Raw genomic sequence first — 15,549 nt, 5'->3', positions numbered from 1 at the left:
CGTGGTCAGCGCGTGTCAGTGACGGAAGTGGCGCACGCCCGTGAAGACCATGGCCACGCCGCGCTCGTTGGCCGCGTCGATGACCTCCTGGTCGCGCATGGAGCCGCCGGGCTGGGCCACGCAGGTCGCGCCCGCGTCGACCACCACGTCCAGCCCATCGCGGAACGGGAAGAAGGCGTCGCTGGCCACCACGGTGTTCTGCAGGGACAGGCCCGCGGCCTGCGCCTTGATGCTGGCGATGCGCGCCGAATCCAGCCGGCTCATCTGGCCCGCACCCACGCCCATGGTCATGCCGCCCTTCACGAACACGATGGCGTTGCTCTTGACGTACTTGGCCACCTTCCAGGCGAACATCAGGTCCTGCATCTCTTCCTGCGTGGGCTGCTTGAGGGTCACCACCTTCACGTCGGGCAGTTGCAGCTCATGGTTGTCGGCCGTCTGCAGCAGCAGGCCCGAGCCCACGCGCTTGGCGTCCATCAGGTTGCGCCCCTGCTCCCACGCCGTGGCACCGCCGGAGGCAGGCAACGCGATCTTCATCAGGCGCACGTTGGCCTTGGCCTTGAACACCTCCAGCGCCTCGGGCGTGAAGTCGGGCGCCATCAGCACTTCGACGAACTGCTTGGCGATCTGCTGCGCGGCCGCGCCGTCCACGGGGCGGTTCAGCGCGATGATGCCGCCGAAGGCGCTCGTCGGGTCGGTCTGGAAGGCCTTGCTGTAGGCCTCCAGCGCGCCCGTGCCCACGGCCACGCCGCAGGGGTTGGCATGCTTGACGATCACGCAGGCCGGCAGCTTGAAGCTCTTGACGCATTCCCAGGCGGCGTCGGCGTCGGCGATGTTGTTGTACGAGAGGTCCTTGCCCTGCAGCTGCACGCCGGTGACGATGGAGCCGGGCGCGGGGTGCAGGTCGCGGTACAGCGCGGCCTGCTGGTGGCTGTTCTCGCCGTAGCGCAGGTCCTGGATCTTGGTGAAGATGCCGTTGCTCTGGCCGGGGAACAGCGCGCGTTCGGGCACGTAGCTCTCGGACAGCTTGGCCTCGTCGAACTGGATGGACGACAGGTAGTCGCTGATGGCGCCGTCGTACTGCGCGATGCGGTTGAACGCCGCCACCGACAGCGCGAAGCGCAGCTTGTCGGACAGCTTGCCCGCGGCCTTCAACTCGCCCAGCACCGCGTCGTACTGGTCGGCCGAGGTGACCACGCCCACGTCCTTCCAGTTCTTGGCAGCGCTGCGCACCATGGCGGGGCCGCCGATGTCGATGTTCTCGATGGCGTCGGCCAGCGTGCAGCCGGCCTTGGCCACCGTGGCCTCGAACGGGTAGAGGTTGACCACCAGCAGGTCGATGGTGTCGATGCCGTGCTCCTTCAGCGCCGCCATGTGCGCAGGCAGCTCGCGGCGCGCCAGCAGGCCGCCATGCACCTTGGGGTGCAGCGTCTTCACGCGGCCGTCCAGCATCTCGGGGAACTGCGTGACCTCAGCCACCTCGGTGACGGGCAGGCCGCTCTCGGCCAGCAGCTTGGCGGTGCCGCCGGTGGACAGCAGGCGGATGCCCAGCGCATGCAGTGCCTGGGCAAATTCGACGATGCCGGTCTTGTCGGAGACGGAGAGGAGTGCGTTCATGGGGGACTCGTGATGGTTTTGATGAAATCGGGCTGTAGCGCTTGATGGGCAAGCGCCACCAGCTATCCTTTTAGAAGCAACATCAGAGCAGCTTGTGCTCCACCAGCTTCTTGCGCAGCGTGTTGCGGTTCAGCCCCAGCCATTCGGCGGCGCGGGACTGGTTGTTGTCGGCGTGGCTCATCACCACCTCCAGCAGCGGCTTTTCCACCAGGCGCACGACCATGTCGTACACGCCGTCGGGCGTCTCGCCGCCCAGGTCGCGAAAGTAGCCCTGCAGGCTCTCGCGCACGCATTGTTCAATGTTGTTCCGGCTCATGCTCTGTTTCCCTCAGGGGCGGGACCGCGTCGGCGCCGTCGTGTGCGGACGGCAGCCGGTCCATCTGCGCGCCCAGCGCGCTGAAGAAATCGGCCACCGCCTGCCACTGCGCCGCGCAGTCCTCGATGGTGTTGATGTGTTGTCGCAGTGCCTCGCCGCCCGGCAGCGCACGCACATACCAGGCGATGTGCTTGCGCGCACTGCGCACGCCGCTGGCCTCGCCGTACAGGCCGTAGTGGTCCTGCAGGTGCTCCAGCAGCAGGCGGCGCACCTCGGCCACCAGCGGCGGCGCGAGGTGCTCGCCAGTGGCGAGGTAGTGGCCGATCTCGCGGAAGATCCACGGCCGGCCCTGGGCCGCGCGCCCGATCATGACCGCGTCGGCGCCTGTGGCGGCCAGCACCGCCCGGGCTTTCTCGGGCGACGTGATGTCGCCATTGGCCACCACGGGCACGCGCACCGCGGCCTTCACGGCAGCGATGGTGTCGTACTCGGCCTGGCCCTTGTAACCCTGCTCGCGCGTGCGGCCGTGCACCGTGAGCATCTGGATGCCCACGTCTTCGAAGCGGCGCGCCAGCACCACGGCGTTCTTGTGCTGCTGGCACCAGCCGGTGCGCATCTTCAGTGTGACGGGCACGCCGCGCGGTGCGCAGGCGGCCACCACGGCCTCGGCGATCTCCACGGCCAGGGCTTCGTTCTGCATCAGGGCGGAGCCCGCCCACTTGTTGCAGACCTTCTTGGCGGGGCAGCCCATGTTGATGTCAATGATCTGTGCGCCGCGGTCGATGTTGTAGAGCGCGGCCACGGCCATCATGGCCGCGTCGGTGCCGGCGATCTGCACCGCGATCGGGCCGGGCTCGCCCTCGTGGTTGGCGCGGCGGCTGGTCTTGAGGCTGTTCCACAGGTCCTTGCGCGAGGTCACCATCTCACTCACCGCATAGCCCGCGCCCAACCGCTTGCACAGCTGGCGGAACGGCCGGTCCGTCACGCCCGCCATGGGGGCGACGAACAGGCGGTTGGCCAAGGGAATGGGGCCGATCTGCATGGACGGTACGGGCGGGCTGGGGGTGTGTGGGCGAAGGGGCGGATTCTACCTGCCCAAAATTTCAGCAACCGAAAAGCCAGCACTGGGATTGCGCATGTTGCGCCCGCGGGTGGCGACGCAGCCAGCGCACCGCTGCCCCTACACTTGCAGCCCTGCTATGGAAATCTGGATGCACCAACTGCTGGACCTGCTGGCTCTGCCCCAATTCGGCCTGAGCACGGTGTTCATCGTGGCCTTCATCTCCGCCACGCTGCTGCCCGTGGGCTCGGAGCCGGCGGTGTTCGGCCTGGTCAAGCTGAACCCCGAACTGCTCTGGCCCGCGATCCTGGTGGCTACGGCCGGCAACACGCTGGGCGGCGCGGTCAGCTGGTGGATGGGCCTGGGCGCGCACCGCGCCTGGGACGCCGCGCGCCGGCACCGCCACGCGGGCCATGCGCAGCCCCCCGCCAAGCCCGCCCGCGAACTGAGCCGCACCGAACGGCGCGCCCGCGTGTGGCTGCGCCGCTGGGGACCCAAGACCTGCCTGCTGAGCTGGCTGCCCGTGGTGGGCGACCCGCTGTGCGCCGTGGCCGGCTGGCTGCGCATGCCGTTCTGGCCCTGCCTGCTCTACATGGCGATTGGCAAGTTCTTCCGCTATGCCAGCATGACGGCCGGCCTGCTGTACCTGGTGCCGGGCGACTGGGTACGCTGGCTGCATCCCTGATCGCACGGCATACGGGCGCGCCACTCGCACCCGGCGCCGGGAGTCACGCGAGGGGACGCACGGCGCGCCACAGCTTCAGCAAGTGCGGCAGCGCGGGTGCTGGCTCCCGCGCATGCACACCAGGCACCGCGGACTTTCCTGGGCCTTTGTGCCCGACAAGCGGGCGCTGCCAGCCGAAGTGCGGGTCAGACGTTGATCACACGTTTAAACGTTGATCGGTCGGCAAAGGCCCGTGAATGCTAGGTTTCGCGGGGAAATCGCGGCACGGCCTTTGCGGGAATCGCTGGAAGTACCCCCAGTTGTACCCCCAAGGGGGTATCGGGATGATAGATCAGTCTGGATGCGGGTGCCAGCGCTGCGCCTGCCGGATAAAACGGTTATGGCGCAGACCGCATTGTTGGCTGACGCCTGGAACGGTACGCGATGAGATGCAGGGGAACGGGCCGCCGTGGCCCAGACCTTGGAGAACCCTCATGGCAGACCATCACACCCGCCATAACCCGCTGGGGCAAGACGCCCTATTCGCCACGCCGGCCTCGCTCATGCTCGATGCCCGCCTCACGCCATTGGAGCGCAATGGCTGGCAGGTTCTCCGCATGCTGCGCTCTGCTGAGGGCATCAGCCCACTGGCGAATCTGGGGCAGTTGCGCCGCTATCTCACCTCTACCCCGCTGGGGCAGCGAGCCGGGTACGAGACGGCCCGGCGTGTTCTCGTCGTGCTTCGGCTGACGGGGTGGATCAGTCTAGTGGGCCAGCAACGCGATCCTCTGACCGGCCATGTGCTCAGCGAGCTGTATCAGGTTCACGAAAGCGCCCTCCACTTCCAGCAGGCCTGCGCGCTCGATGCCAGTCTGCCCGCGCTTTTGCAAGCCTCCATCGGCCACGAAAACAACCAGGTGGATCGGGTGGCCGTCCACATTCAGGCAACGCTGGCGCAAGCACCGGAAGCCGCTTCCATTGCGACGCACGATCAGCGCCGCGATGACGATGATATGCCCCCTACGCCGCCGTCGCAGACAAGCGAGGCAACCGACCCACTGCCATTGTCTGGCGATTCCGCTGGCAGCACGCTTGTTCCGCAACAGACCGAGCACGCTCGCCACATGACGGCTGAGCAGAGCAGTACGTATAAGACGTATATGTATAAAAAAGAACGTACGTACCGCGCGCGCGAAGGCGACGGCGATTTGGCATCTCAGTCGGTGAGCTTGCCGCCTTGCCTGAGCAATGCCCAGGCAGACCAGAAAAAGGACGTGCAGGCTGCCTTGAGGCGGCTGCCGCCGCAGCATCGCCAGGAAGTACTTGATGAGTTGCAGGCACGCAGCCAGAGTGGTGTCGTGCGCAATGTCGTGGCCTACTTCTTCGCTTTGGTGAAGCGCGTCTTTGCTGGCGAATTCCGCCTGTGGGCAGGTCGCAAGGAGACATCTGCCACCCCACGGCCTGTCGAAAATCGGTCTGCCGGTGTGCCACGCACCGAAGACCGCCCAGAACCGACTGCGCCACCGGCATCGCGTGAAACCGCCCTGGCGCACATCGCCAACATCCGCAAGATGCTGAATGCCCCGACGAACGCTGGGGACATCGCAGTGCAGGCAGTGCAGGCCAGGGGATGGCAGCCGCATCCTGCGTAGCAAATGCTGCCGCAAAACGGGGCGTCACTGCACGCCGCAGTGACGCCCCGCGCAACACCGCAAACAATGCGGGCGAAAGCCAGTTCCTATTGCATGCGGCCTACATGATGATGTCCGCATTACATTGACCGAACAGTTGCCAAGACCGATGGGCTTCGTACATCGGCACCCCCAACAGCGCAGGTTCCTGCAAGCGCTGGCCCGACAGGGTGGAACCACCCCAGGTATGCCCAGGCTCCGACCGCATACCGGCCCTACCCAGGGCGGAGCCTTCTTCGTCTGTTTGAACTCATCCCTACCGCGCCGCCTGGCGCACTGTCCTTTGCGGCAATTGCCTCTGTGCAACGCACATGGCTCCCGCTGCATTTCTCATCCCACTCACTTCATAGGAGGACTCGTCCACGTTCGCATCACTTTCGTCTTGCAGTACCTCCGTCCGAGCTTCCAGCAGGGAGCAAGACGGACGCCTCATTCGAGGCCCTGGTGTCTCCTGAACACCATGCCCTTGCCCTCACGGGATCTCGCCTTGGCGAGCTGGCACCAACACTAACCATTGAGTTTCAGGACAACGCAGTACAGCGCTTTACTGGGAGGCCGGAAAATGGACGATTTGACCTACACCCTGCGGCAGCTTTGCCAGCGCAACCGTGACGGCGGCCACAACACACAGGCTGACCGGATGCGTTCTCTCTCGCTGGCTGCGCGGCAACTACGCGAGGCCGGTTTCCGGCAGATGAAGGCATCGTCGCTCAAGGGCAAGCACGTCCAGACGCTGCTGGATCGCTGGCAGGGCGAAGGTTTGTCGTCGGGCACCATCAAGAATCGGCTCTCTCATCTGCGCTGGTGGGCCGAGAAGATCGGTAAGGCCGGCATCCTGCCGGCGGACAACACGCAACTCGGCGTGGCCGAGCGCCGCTATGTGACCAACATCAGCAAGGCCCGCGAATTGGGCACAGGTCTTGAGCAGGTCACCGATGTCCACGTGCGCATGAGCCTTCAGTTACAGGCCGCCTTCGGATTGCGTCGGGAGGAAGCGATCAAGTTCCAGCCCTGCTATGCGGATCGGGGTGATCACATCGCCCTCAAGGGATCGTGGACGAAGGGCGGCCGGGAGCGAACTGTGCCCGTCACCACGTCAGAGCAACGCGACGCGCTCCACGCAGCACACCGCCTGGCGGGCACAGGATCACTGATCCCGGCAAACAAGACCTACATCCAGCAGCGGAACGTCTACGATGGACAGTGCAAGGCGGCGGGTCTGAGTCATATGCATGGCCTTCGCCATCAGTACGCGCAAAGCCGTTATGAGACGTTGACGGGGAGGCCGCCGCCAGTGGCAGGTGGACCATTAGTCACGGAGTTAAGTCCAACGCAGCACATAGAAGACCGCCATGCTCGTCAGACCATCAGCCGTGAGTTGGGACACGAGCGCGTTCAAATCACTGCCATCTACCTCGGCAGCTAGGTCAGGGAGTATGAGGCCCCCTGGCCTACATACACAGCCGTCCACCGGCTCAATCTGTAGGCCCAACAAACGTATTCAGTGCCGTTGCAATCCTCTTGCGTCGCTCAAGCAAGAAAGCCTTGTAGCTTTCCACTTCCAGCAGCGATGCCTCAACCGGGATGCACTGTGCTGCGAACGCTGGCTCGCCAAGCTGGTCCACCAGCGGGGGCAGGTAAACCGCCGGGACCTTATCGCTGATCGCGCGATTCGTCTTGCCGCCGATGAAGGCCAGATTGGCGATGTCATCCGCCTCGCGGGCAGTGAAGCTGGTCTTCAGTACGGCTTTGGGAAAGATGTGATGGAACTGCAAGCGATGCTGGGCGCCCGAATGATCCAGAGCAATGGTCAGATGGCTGCGCCAATCTTTCGCACCGGCAGCGCGGAAAGCCAGGAACATGGTCTTGAACAGCGCACTGCGCTGGTTGCGGCCTTCCAGCTCCTCCGCGGTAATGTCCAGGCGGCCGAACTGCAGGCGCAGCCGGTCGATCAGCTCGCTCACCGCTCCGCCCTGACGAATATTTGCCAAATCCTGATCCAGAATGGTTTCGCTGGAGCCTCGGGAGAAGCGGCCTTTGGCATTGGCCATCAGCGCCCAGTAGCGCAGTTGGCGGGCCTCATCGTTGCTCAGCGCATAGTTGCGGCTATGCCCGAAATACGCCAGCACCACCAGCAGGAAAGGCGACGACAACAGTGCCGGGCTATCGATGCCAAGATTACTGCGCAGGAAGTTGAGCGCGAATTCCATGCCATCGCAGGCTTCTTTCCATGCCTTCTGCAGCTTCTCCACATTCAGGCTACCCACGATCTGGAAACGTGATTGACCGGTGGCAAACGCCATCAGATTCTTCAAGTGCAAACCGAGATCAAGGTCAAAGCCCGTCTTGGCGCATGCCTTCTGGAAATCCTGGAACGTCTGCAGCGAGTGCCGCCACTTGGCGGTGATCTGAGCCAGAGCCAAGTCGGAACTGCGCAGCTTGGCGCCCAGTGAATTGACCCGGACGAAGATCTCCGTGACCTCATCGTAGGAAAGCGTGCGTTCCAGCACGTCCATCCGATAAACGTACTTGCGGATGCCACGTAGCCGGGCCAGGCGCTGGCTGTACTTCTCGTACCGCGGATCGTCAAAACCACTGATACCGGCACGTTTGAGGAAAGGCGCATCGTTGTCCGTCTTGAACACTTCCGACACCTTCACCCAATGCGGCAACTGCTCCAGCTTCCTCGTGGCCACCACGAAAGTCATCTTGTTGAAGCGCTTGAGCAGTTCGTCCTCGGTCGAGTCCGTCTCATCGCCAATCAGTTCGCTATCGTCGTCGGCATCGTCCTCGTCGTCGCCGTTCTCTTCCACTTCGGTCACGACCGCCAACTGGTCGGGATGCTCCAAGTTGAACAGCAAGTCGATAGGCCGACGACGGCCACGCACCGATACTGGCTCGCCGCGAATGACGGCAGAGAGCGATGTCAGACGCTGCTGACCATCCAGCAGAAGCCGCGTGCTCTGGTAAGGATTCGTGCTCTGGCTGACCGCGAAATCCTGCAGCGGCACAGCTTCATCCGTTTCCCAAAGCAGGATTGCGCCCGATGGGTAGCCGCGATACAGCGAATCCAGCAGATCGCGCACTCGCGTGGAGCGCCACACATACTGGCGCTGCATCTCTGGCAAGCGCAGCTCGCCCCGCTCGATCATTGATACCAGTTCTTCGACGCTTGCTTCGGCCTTGGCCATGTTTTTCCTTCGATCAGGCACCGAGCAGGAAGCGCTCGCGGTGCCACTGTAAATAATGCCGGTGCTCGCTGGCCAGCCAGCGCAACGTCATTCCCGAATGAATGCCAAGCCCAGGCAGATCGCTTTGGGACAGTCGGGTGCTGGTCAGCAGATGCCCGGCATCGTCGAAGCTGATCAAAAAGCGATCGAACAGCGCATCGAGATTGGCCACCAGCAGAAAGCCGTTGAAGGCATCCAGCCGCTCGGCATCGTTGGCGCATTCGGCCCAGGGTTTGGCATGGCTGGCACGCAGCACCTCAGGCACATTGATGCCGGTTACCGCACAGGCGCCACCCCAATAGGTGAGCAAGGCATCGCGGTAACGCGCCTGTCCCACACGCTGACGCACCAGGCGCTCGACTTCCGTGCCCCGGGCCTCGGCGGGTATCGCTTCGACAGCCTGCGCCACGGCGGCGTGGTAGTCGCGCACGGCCTGATTCGGCAAGGCCTGCGACAGGCTGGCCGCACGGCGCAACAGGGCGGCCAGATCAGCTAGGGTGGGCACACAGAACACGCCAGCAGCACCGGCCCAGGGCTGAAAGCTGCGCAGCAGCTCCGGCAACAGTGCGAGTGTGGCCGGCTGAAAGCGCACTTCAAAGCCTTCGGCCAATGCTGTCACCACTGCCTGAGTGCGATGACGGGCCGAAGCCAGTGTCACCGCATCGCCTGCCGGAGATAGCACGTGCTCGAAGCCATTGTCGTGGCCGGCTTTTTCGATGAGGGTGCGTTGCAGGGGGTTCATGTCTGCGCCCAATCCACCCGGTTCCACTCGATGGTGCGCTTGCGCCAATGGGTATCGATGGCTTGGACAAAATCCGGGTGTACCAGCTTGGCGCGAGCCTCGCACCAGTCGATCGATTCCCGCCTCACTACGACGCCTTCCAGCGGTTGGACGGCGCGATAGCGGCTATGTGTATCCATGACCAACTGCTTCGGTGCCGCCAGGGTGGTGCGGTCAATCGATACCCGGGGCACGGTAGACAGTCCACCGTGCATTTCCTCGTCGACCCCATCGCTGGACAACAGCGCTTGCGCTTCGGCGGGCGAAAACATCTTGTCATCGCTTGGAATACCGTCCTTGGTCAGCCAGGCCAGCTGCGTGGAGGAGGGGAAGCGGAAGAAGTCAGGCATCGCCAGCTTCCCTGCCCTGATTTCCGGCTGCTTGTCTGGATGGTAATCCGCAGCTATAATTTGGGCACTCATCAGCCCAAGGCTGAAGGAGCTGGGCCAACGCCGTGTGCGTTGGCCTTTCTGTTTTCAGCGCATTCATCTCAGCCGTCTCTGCCATTTCTTGCGCAAGGTGCGGCGCTTGCTTTCATAGTCCACCCAGTAAGCAGTGATCAAGCGTCGTTGACCATCTGGATAGCGTTTCATCACGATCACGTAGTCCAGCGCCTCCAGCCAGAGGTAGGTTCTGACATCGCCGTCACCCTCTTCGTAATCCCACGCCTTGACCTCTGGCGCACCAACGTTGTCGAGCATGGCGCGTGCCCAGGGCAGACGCTCGCAACGCCGGAAATCAGGCAAACGGTTGCCAGAACGGGGCGGGTCTTCACGCTCCACAAGGTGCCAGAAAATCAGTTCCTTGCCGCGATCAAGCTCGGGGAAGAACCAGACCCTGTAGCCCTGATAGAGCGCGGGATTGTCGATGAAGTCCCGCCGGAACAACGCGTATAACGCCTCCATGACCTCTTCGCTCCAGGGCGACATGGGCCACAGCGGCGGCAACCAGTGCGGATGGCTGCTCATGCTCACAATCCCTGGCGTGGCTGAAAAGGGAATACGTTGAACTTCTGCTCACGCAGTGACGTCGCCTCCAGCAATCTGCGCCCCAGCCTGGTCTCCAGCCGCTCGATCACCGCCAGTTTGGCGGCATTTCCGTGCAGTTCCCGATGCCGGTATGCCAATGCGCCAGTGAAGTAATCGGCCAGTTGCGTCAGCTCCATCTCGTGAGAATGGACGTTCTGGATATGACCGATCATCTCGCTGGTGAAGTCGAACACGTTATTGCACAACACCTCACGCAGTTTCTGCAGGCGCTTTCGGCTGCGCGTATCCTTGATATCCAGATAGATCGCATAGCGCCTATTGGGTGAAAGAATCTTGCTCAACAGCGAAAACTGCATCTTGTAATAGAACAGGTCGTGATCACCCTCATTGAAAGCGTTGTGATCCAGTGCCTGCTTGTTGCGGACCACCACGCCCCGATAATGCAGCGCTTCCTCAGCCAGAAACCAATCCACGACCTCCAGATAAAACGATTGGCGGGAGGCAGAGGTTTTGGACCACTTCAATTCACCCCGGGCACGATGCCGCGCCTTGATGACGCGAAGCTCGTCAGACAGCCGCTTGGCTTCACTCTTGGGGCACCAGACAGCTCCCAGCACCATAACGGGCTGCCGATCATTGGGCAGATGACAGGACTCATCGCAGTAAACGTTGTAGAACTCGGGTTGTTCCACGTTCATACCAATGCTCCTAGATTGACTCTGCCCCACGCCTCCAGCACCAGCCGTCGCGTACGGTATTCGCCATACTCACGAATTTCTTTTTCCTTGAGAACGCGGAAGGTTTCGCTGGGGTAGTCATCGCCCATGACGTCGGCGGGGTCGAGGATGTAGCGCAGTTCTTCCTCGGTGAGGCCGTAGAGTCTCGCGTAGTAGGCGTCGAGTTCGGCGCGCAGGGTGGCGCGGCGGTCGGGGTCATAAGGGAAAGGGGTGAGCGGCGAGCGGCGGATGGCCTCGGGGGTGCCGGGCTTCCAGTCGCCGGTTTCCGTTTTCCATGCGCTCACCAACTCCTCGGCCCAGGGCTGCAAATCCCGGGCGGTGTAGGTCAGCTCCAGTACGCGAGGGACGATGAAGGCGAGGTCGGCTTCGGTGTAGCGGTCTGGTGGAAAGACAGGCAACTGCTTGGGGATATAAAAATTAAAATTTGCCCCACCGATTTTCTGCCTAGCAACGAAATCAAAAACCAAAGAAGAAATATTCATCAAAAATGCAGCTACTTTGCCAGCTGCTATTGATTCAGATGTCTGCACAAGGTGGCAACTGTTTCCGACGCCAGAAAAAGGCATAACGGTGCCAATCACACTTCGCTCATTCGTCGCATTTGTAATACCTCGCCACCCCATCAACCACTGCGGGCAGGCGGCCTGCAGCCAGCGTTCGGCCAGGTTGAGCACGTCGGGTTCGTCCGCCAGCGGGGCTTCCGGCGCCGGCAGATGGCCGTAGTCGGCGGCGAGCGCGAGTATGGCGTGCTCGGCGTCGGGGTCGGTGGCGTACCAGGCTGTGGCGTTGCGGGCGCCGGGCGTGTAGGGCTGCACCCTGGCTTCGCTTTCGGCGGGCAGGTAGTCCTCATTCAGCGGTTGCAGACATGGGGGGTTATCTCCGACGAAGCCCAGTGATGTGGGGGCGATGGTGCGTGCATAGGGATGCTGGGCGACAAAGGCTTTCCATTCAGGGTAGAGGCCCATGCCCGGATGGGTGCGACGCTGTTCGGCCAGGTAGCGCCCGAACAGCAACTGGGTGACACACAGCACGGCGGCCTGGGTGTTGCCGTCCTTGAGGGCCTTCATCAAGCCTTCGGGCAGGCGGGCGACGCGCAGCCAGACTTCGCGGGCGTCTACCCAGTAGCGCGGGGTGACGGTGAAAGCCGGGTCGGCCTTTTCCGCCGGCGTGACATCACGGCTGTTGCCGTCTGGCGTGTAGGTGGCCCAGCGGTGGTCGAACTGGTGGATCAGTTTGGCCTCGTACAGCGGTAGGCGATCGGCAGCTGGCTCGTCCTTGAACAGGTGGCTTGCGCTGGTCATGTTGAATAGACCTTGCGAGAACGTAATGCCCCACGGGTTTTGCGCGGGTTCCACCACCTTGGCCTGCTTGCCCTCGCCTGCGATCACGGCATCGCGCATCAGCACCGGGGCGGCGCGGTAGAGCTTCTTGGTCAATTCCGCATCGCGCTCGCTGCGGAATACCGGGCAGGTGAGCGTGTTGGGGTTGATGAGGCGGAATTCGTCGGGCGTGAGGGTGAAGCGACGGCGCGGGTCGGCCAGTTGGCTGACCTGAGTGGCGAAGCAGACGAATTCGGCCTGGTCCGCTGCGCCCAGGGTAAGCAGGCAGAACTTGTAGCTGCGGTGTACCGAGGGGAATACCGCCTCGCGGTTCTCGATGTCGTACAGGCTGACCAGCCGCCGGTTCTGGGTGATGTGCCCGAAGTAGGCCTTGGTGCTGTCGTCGGTGGCGATGCCGGTGGGCACGACGAAGCCGGCGCGGCCACTGTCGGCATGGATTTGCAGGATGGTTTCGGCAAACAAGGGATAGGTGTTGAGCTTGCCAACAGCCGTCAGCGGAAAGCGTCCCGATTCCCGATAGAAGTTGTTGGCGGCCGCAATCCGTTGGCTTTCTTTGACAAACTCATCCCACAAACGCGGATCGGTTTCAGGCAGTGCAGCAATGGCTTGTTTGCGCGCATCGCCCGCCAGTTCTGCAATGTGCTGTGCTCGCGTGGCGAAGAATTCCTCCTCGCCCATCTGCGACACCTCCCACGGCGGATTGCCCAGCACACAGTCGAAGCCGCCCTGCGCAAACACCTGCGGGAAGGCCAGCGGCCAGTGGAAAACGCGGGCCTGTTCGCAGGCCGCGCGTGCGGCGGCGATGGGCGCGGCGTGCTCGGTCTGGGCGCGTTGCGGGTCGGTCAGCAGCGCATGCAGGGTGATGCTGGTGGGCACAGTTTCTGCCGTGTTTTCCGTCTTGGGCAGCAGGTAGGCGCCCACCAGCGCATCGGCGGCGTGGGCCAGCGGGCTGTGGGCGGAGTCTTCCAGAAAGCGGCGCCAGGCCTGTTCCTTGGCGGCCACCTGCTCGGGGGTATCGGCGGGCAGGGTTTCGATGGCGCGCAGGGCATCGAGGCCGCTGCGGTTGTCCACACCCAGCAGCATCTGCTTGCCTTGCAGGTCTTTGGCAATCTGCTTGAGACCGGCGGCGTTGGCCTTGGCCAGCTCCTTGCAAACGTCCTTGTCGTCGCCGCTCAAGGGCTTGAAGGCATCCTTGGCGATGCCTTGTTCCAGCGCGTTCAGGTCGGTCAGGCCCAGCAAGGCGTCGCCCACTTGCAGGTGGTGGTCAAGAAAGCCCAGCGGGCGGCCTTCCTCGTAGCCTTCGAGCCACAGCGCCATGCGCGCCAGTTCGATGGCCATGGGGTTGCGGTCCACTCCAAAGATGCAGCGGGTCACCACCTCGCGCAGGGCATGGCGGTAGTCCTGCGGCTGGATGGCGCCTTCCTGCCCACCTTCGAGACTGCGCAACTGGGCCAGTTTTTCGGCCAGACGGCGAGCGGCGGCGAGCAGGAAGTGGCCGCTGCCACAGGCCGGGTCGATGACGCGGATGGACAGCAGCGCTTCGGTGGGGTTGGCCGGGTTGGCTGCCAGACGCTGTTCGATGACGGGGTCGAGCGCGCTCCTGATCAGCTCCTGCACCAGGCTGTCGGGGGTGTAGTAGCTGCCGGTGAGCTTGCGGGCGTTGCCGGCGGTGCTGCCTTCCTCGGTGCGGCCGACGAAGCCGAAGGTGCGGGCGGGCAGGTCGATGGCGGGTACCAGTTCCAGCAGGCTTTCGTAAACACTGCCCAGCTCTTCCGGGCCCATGTTGCGATAGTCCACCGGCACCAGGCTTTGCGCGCCGGTTGGCTTGGCCCAGCGCAGATGTTGCAGGGCGGCCAGCAGGTGGGCGTTGTCCAGGCTGGCGGCATCCAGATCGGGGCATTGCGCGGGAGCGAACAGGCCGCCCAGGGCGGGCAAGGCCAGACGCGGCTCGCCTTGTGCCAGGCCACGGAAGACGATGCGGATGGCCTGCCACTGGTCGTCGTGCCGGGTGCGGGCACGGCGTTTGAGGCACAGCTCGCGCAGGCGGGCCAGGGCGTAGCCTTCGGCATAGGCGCGGCGGGCGGCTTGTGCTTCGGCGCTATCGTCCTGCGGATGCAGCACGCCGCGTTCTTCCACGGTGAAGACGAAGATGAGCCGGTAGACCAGGCGCAGCAGTTGTTGGAAAAAGGCGTCCTTGCTGAGTGTGCCGTCATGCAGGGCGGTGCGCAGGGCGTGGTTGTCGGGGTGTTGCAGGAAGCCCTGACCGAAGGTCAGCAGCGCCTGCTCGACGCCATCGCGCAGGCCGTCGCGTACGCGGGTGCCTTCTTGCTGGCCTTCGCTGCGCCATTGTTCCCAGATGCACGCCGTAGCGCCTTGGCCGGGGCGGAATGCGCGACTGGCATGCAGTAGACGCCAAACGTTGGCGAATTCGGCATAACGCTGGCCGCCGAGAAGGTCGGCCAGATCGACTTCGAGAAAGCTGGGACGGGTGAGCGAGGCAGCGTCGCGCAGCAGACGCAGTTGCTTGCCGTTGCTGACGATGCCCCATTGCAGCGCTTCGCTGGCGTTGAGCAATTCCTGCATCGCCTGGAACGGGGCTTTCTTGCGGTTGCCACCGCCCTGCACGGCAAATCGCGCGTCGGCCTCATCCAGGCCCAGAGTGTGCGGGGCCACCAGCACGGGTAAAGTGCCTGCCATGAGGCTGACCGGGTAACGCAGTTCACCCACTTGCTGTGCTGACGTGGCTTGCAAAGCGGCGTAGCCAAAGGCGTCGCGCAGCAGTTCGTGGATGAAGGCGGTGGTGAGTTGCGTGGCATCGACGTCGGCGCGTTCCATCTGCGCGGCGAAGTGCTGCCATTGAGCGCAGGCGATCTGGAAGGCGCGGCTGTATTCGTCCTTGAGCTTGACGCCCTTGGGGGTACCGTAGTCGGCCTCGCTCTGGGCGCTGGCGCGGCCCTGAGCGGCTTTTTCCAGTTGATCGGGCAGGAATAGCCCGCCTTCGAGCTTGAGGGTGGGAAGGTTCAGCGTGGTCTGGGCCTTGCGGATGCGTTTCATGGTTGTTCTTCTCCAGGCCGAGGCTTATCAGGCCGTTGAAAAAGTGCTTTTCGAACGCATCAGGGACGCT

The 15,549-nt window shown here is 63.5% G+C and carries 12 protein-coding genes; 3 read left to right on the top strand and 9 right to left on the bottom strand.

Going from position 1 to position 15,549, the window contains the following annotated elements:
* Positions 1-15: 15 nt before the first annotated feature.
* The 3 genes from purH to dusB form a co-directional block, all read right to left on the bottom strand.
* Positions 16-1,617 carry a bifunctional phosphoribosylaminoimidazolecarboxamide formyltransferase/IMP cyclohydrolase gene (gene purH, locus OX89_RS04400; protein ID WP_047349727.1) on the bottom strand — a complete coding sequence of 534 codons (1,602 nt, stop codon included), beginning with the start codon at positions 1,615-1,617 and terminating at the stop codon, positions 16-18.
* Between the two features lie 82 nt (positions 1,618-1,699).
* Positions 1,700-1,933 (bottom strand): Fis family transcriptional regulator, encoded by a 234-nt coding sequence (locus tag OX89_RS04395; RefSeq protein WP_011806682.1) that lies wholly within the window; start codon positions 1,931-1,933, stop codon positions 1,700-1,702.
* Entirely contained in the window at positions 1,914-2,975 is a 1,062-nt protein-coding gene (gene dusB / locus OX89_RS04390; RefSeq protein WP_047349726.1) for a tRNA dihydrouridine synthase DusB, read from the bottom strand. The genes OX89_RS04395 and dusB overlap by 20 nt, the downstream gene beginning before the upstream one ends.
* Positions 2,976-3,144: 169 nt before the next feature.
* Here dusB and OX89_RS04385 point away from each other — a divergent pair, with 169 nt between their 5' ends.
* From OX89_RS04385 to OX89_RS04375, 3 genes are all read left to right on the top strand, one after another.
* Positions 3,145-3,678 carry a YqaA family protein gene (locus tag OX89_RS04385; RefSeq protein ID WP_047349878.1) on the top strand — a complete coding sequence of 178 codons (534 nt, stop codon included), beginning with the start codon at positions 3,145-3,147 and terminating at the stop codon, positions 3,676-3,678.
* Between the two features lie 473 nt (positions 3,679-4,151).
* Entirely contained in the window at positions 4,152-5,309 is a 1,158-nt protein-coding gene (locus tag OX89_RS04380; protein ID WP_047349725.1) for an STY4528 family pathogenicity island replication protein, read from the top strand.
* 601 nt (positions 5,310-5,910) lie between these two features.
* Positions 5,911-6,774: an integrase domain-containing protein gene (locus tag OX89_RS04375; protein ID WP_047349724.1), complete on the top strand. Its 864-nt coding sequence runs from the start codon at positions 5,911-5,913 to the stop codon at positions 6,772-6,774.
* 49 nt (positions 6,775-6,823) lie between these two features.
* On the opposite strand, the gene OX89_RS04370 is transcribed toward OX89_RS04375, so the two are convergent.
* The 6 genes from OX89_RS04370 to OX89_RS04345 form a co-directional block, all read right to left on the bottom strand.
* The gene (locus tag OX89_RS04370) at positions 6,824-8,539 is read right to left on the bottom strand and encodes a DUF262 domain-containing protein (RefSeq protein ID WP_047349723.1); all 1,716 of its coding nucleotides are present in this window, start codon (positions 8,537-8,539) and stop codon (positions 6,824-6,826) included.
* Positions 8,540-8,552: 13 nt separating this feature from the next.
* Positions 8,553-9,320: an HNH endonuclease gene (locus OX89_RS04365; RefSeq protein ID WP_047349722.1), complete on the bottom strand. Its 768-nt coding sequence runs from the start codon at positions 9,318-9,320 to the stop codon at positions 8,553-8,555.
* A complete protein-coding gene (locus OX89_RS17795) occupies positions 9,317-9,781 on the bottom strand; it encodes an RNA ligase family protein (protein ID WP_052952240.1) in 465 nt (154 codons plus the stop codon). Before OX89_RS17795 ends, OX89_RS04365 begins: the two co-directional genes overlap by 4 nt.
* A 63-nt stretch (positions 9,782-9,844) precedes the next feature.
* On the bottom strand, positions 9,845-10,327 hold the full coding sequence (locus tag OX89_RS18815; protein WP_199856207.1) for a hypothetical protein: 483 nt from the start codon (positions 10,325-10,327) through the stop codon (positions 9,845-9,847).
* A gap of 2 nt (positions 10,328-10,329) precedes the next feature.
* Positions 10,330-11,046 carry a DUF3800 domain-containing protein gene (locus OX89_RS04350; RefSeq protein WP_047349721.1) on the bottom strand — a complete coding sequence of 239 codons (717 nt, stop codon included), beginning with the start codon at positions 11,044-11,046 and terminating at the stop codon, positions 10,330-10,332.
* The gene (locus OX89_RS04345; protein WP_047349720.1) at positions 11,043-15,479 is read right to left on the bottom strand and encodes an N-6 DNA methylase; all 4,437 of its coding nucleotides are present in this window, start codon (positions 15,477-15,479) and stop codon (positions 11,043-11,045) included. Before OX89_RS04345 ends, OX89_RS04350 begins: the two co-directional genes overlap by 4 nt.
* Positions 15,480-15,549: the final 70 nt, after the last annotated feature.

The sequence above is a fragment of the Diaphorobacter sp. J5-51 genome, from assembly GCF_001023515.1.
Classification (GTDB): domain Bacteria; phylum Pseudomonadota; class Gammaproteobacteria; order Burkholderiales; family Burkholderiaceae_C; genus Diaphorobacter; species Diaphorobacter nitroreducens.
Note: the sequence above shows the minus strand (reverse complement) of the source record. Positions and strands in the feature narration are given on the sequence as shown.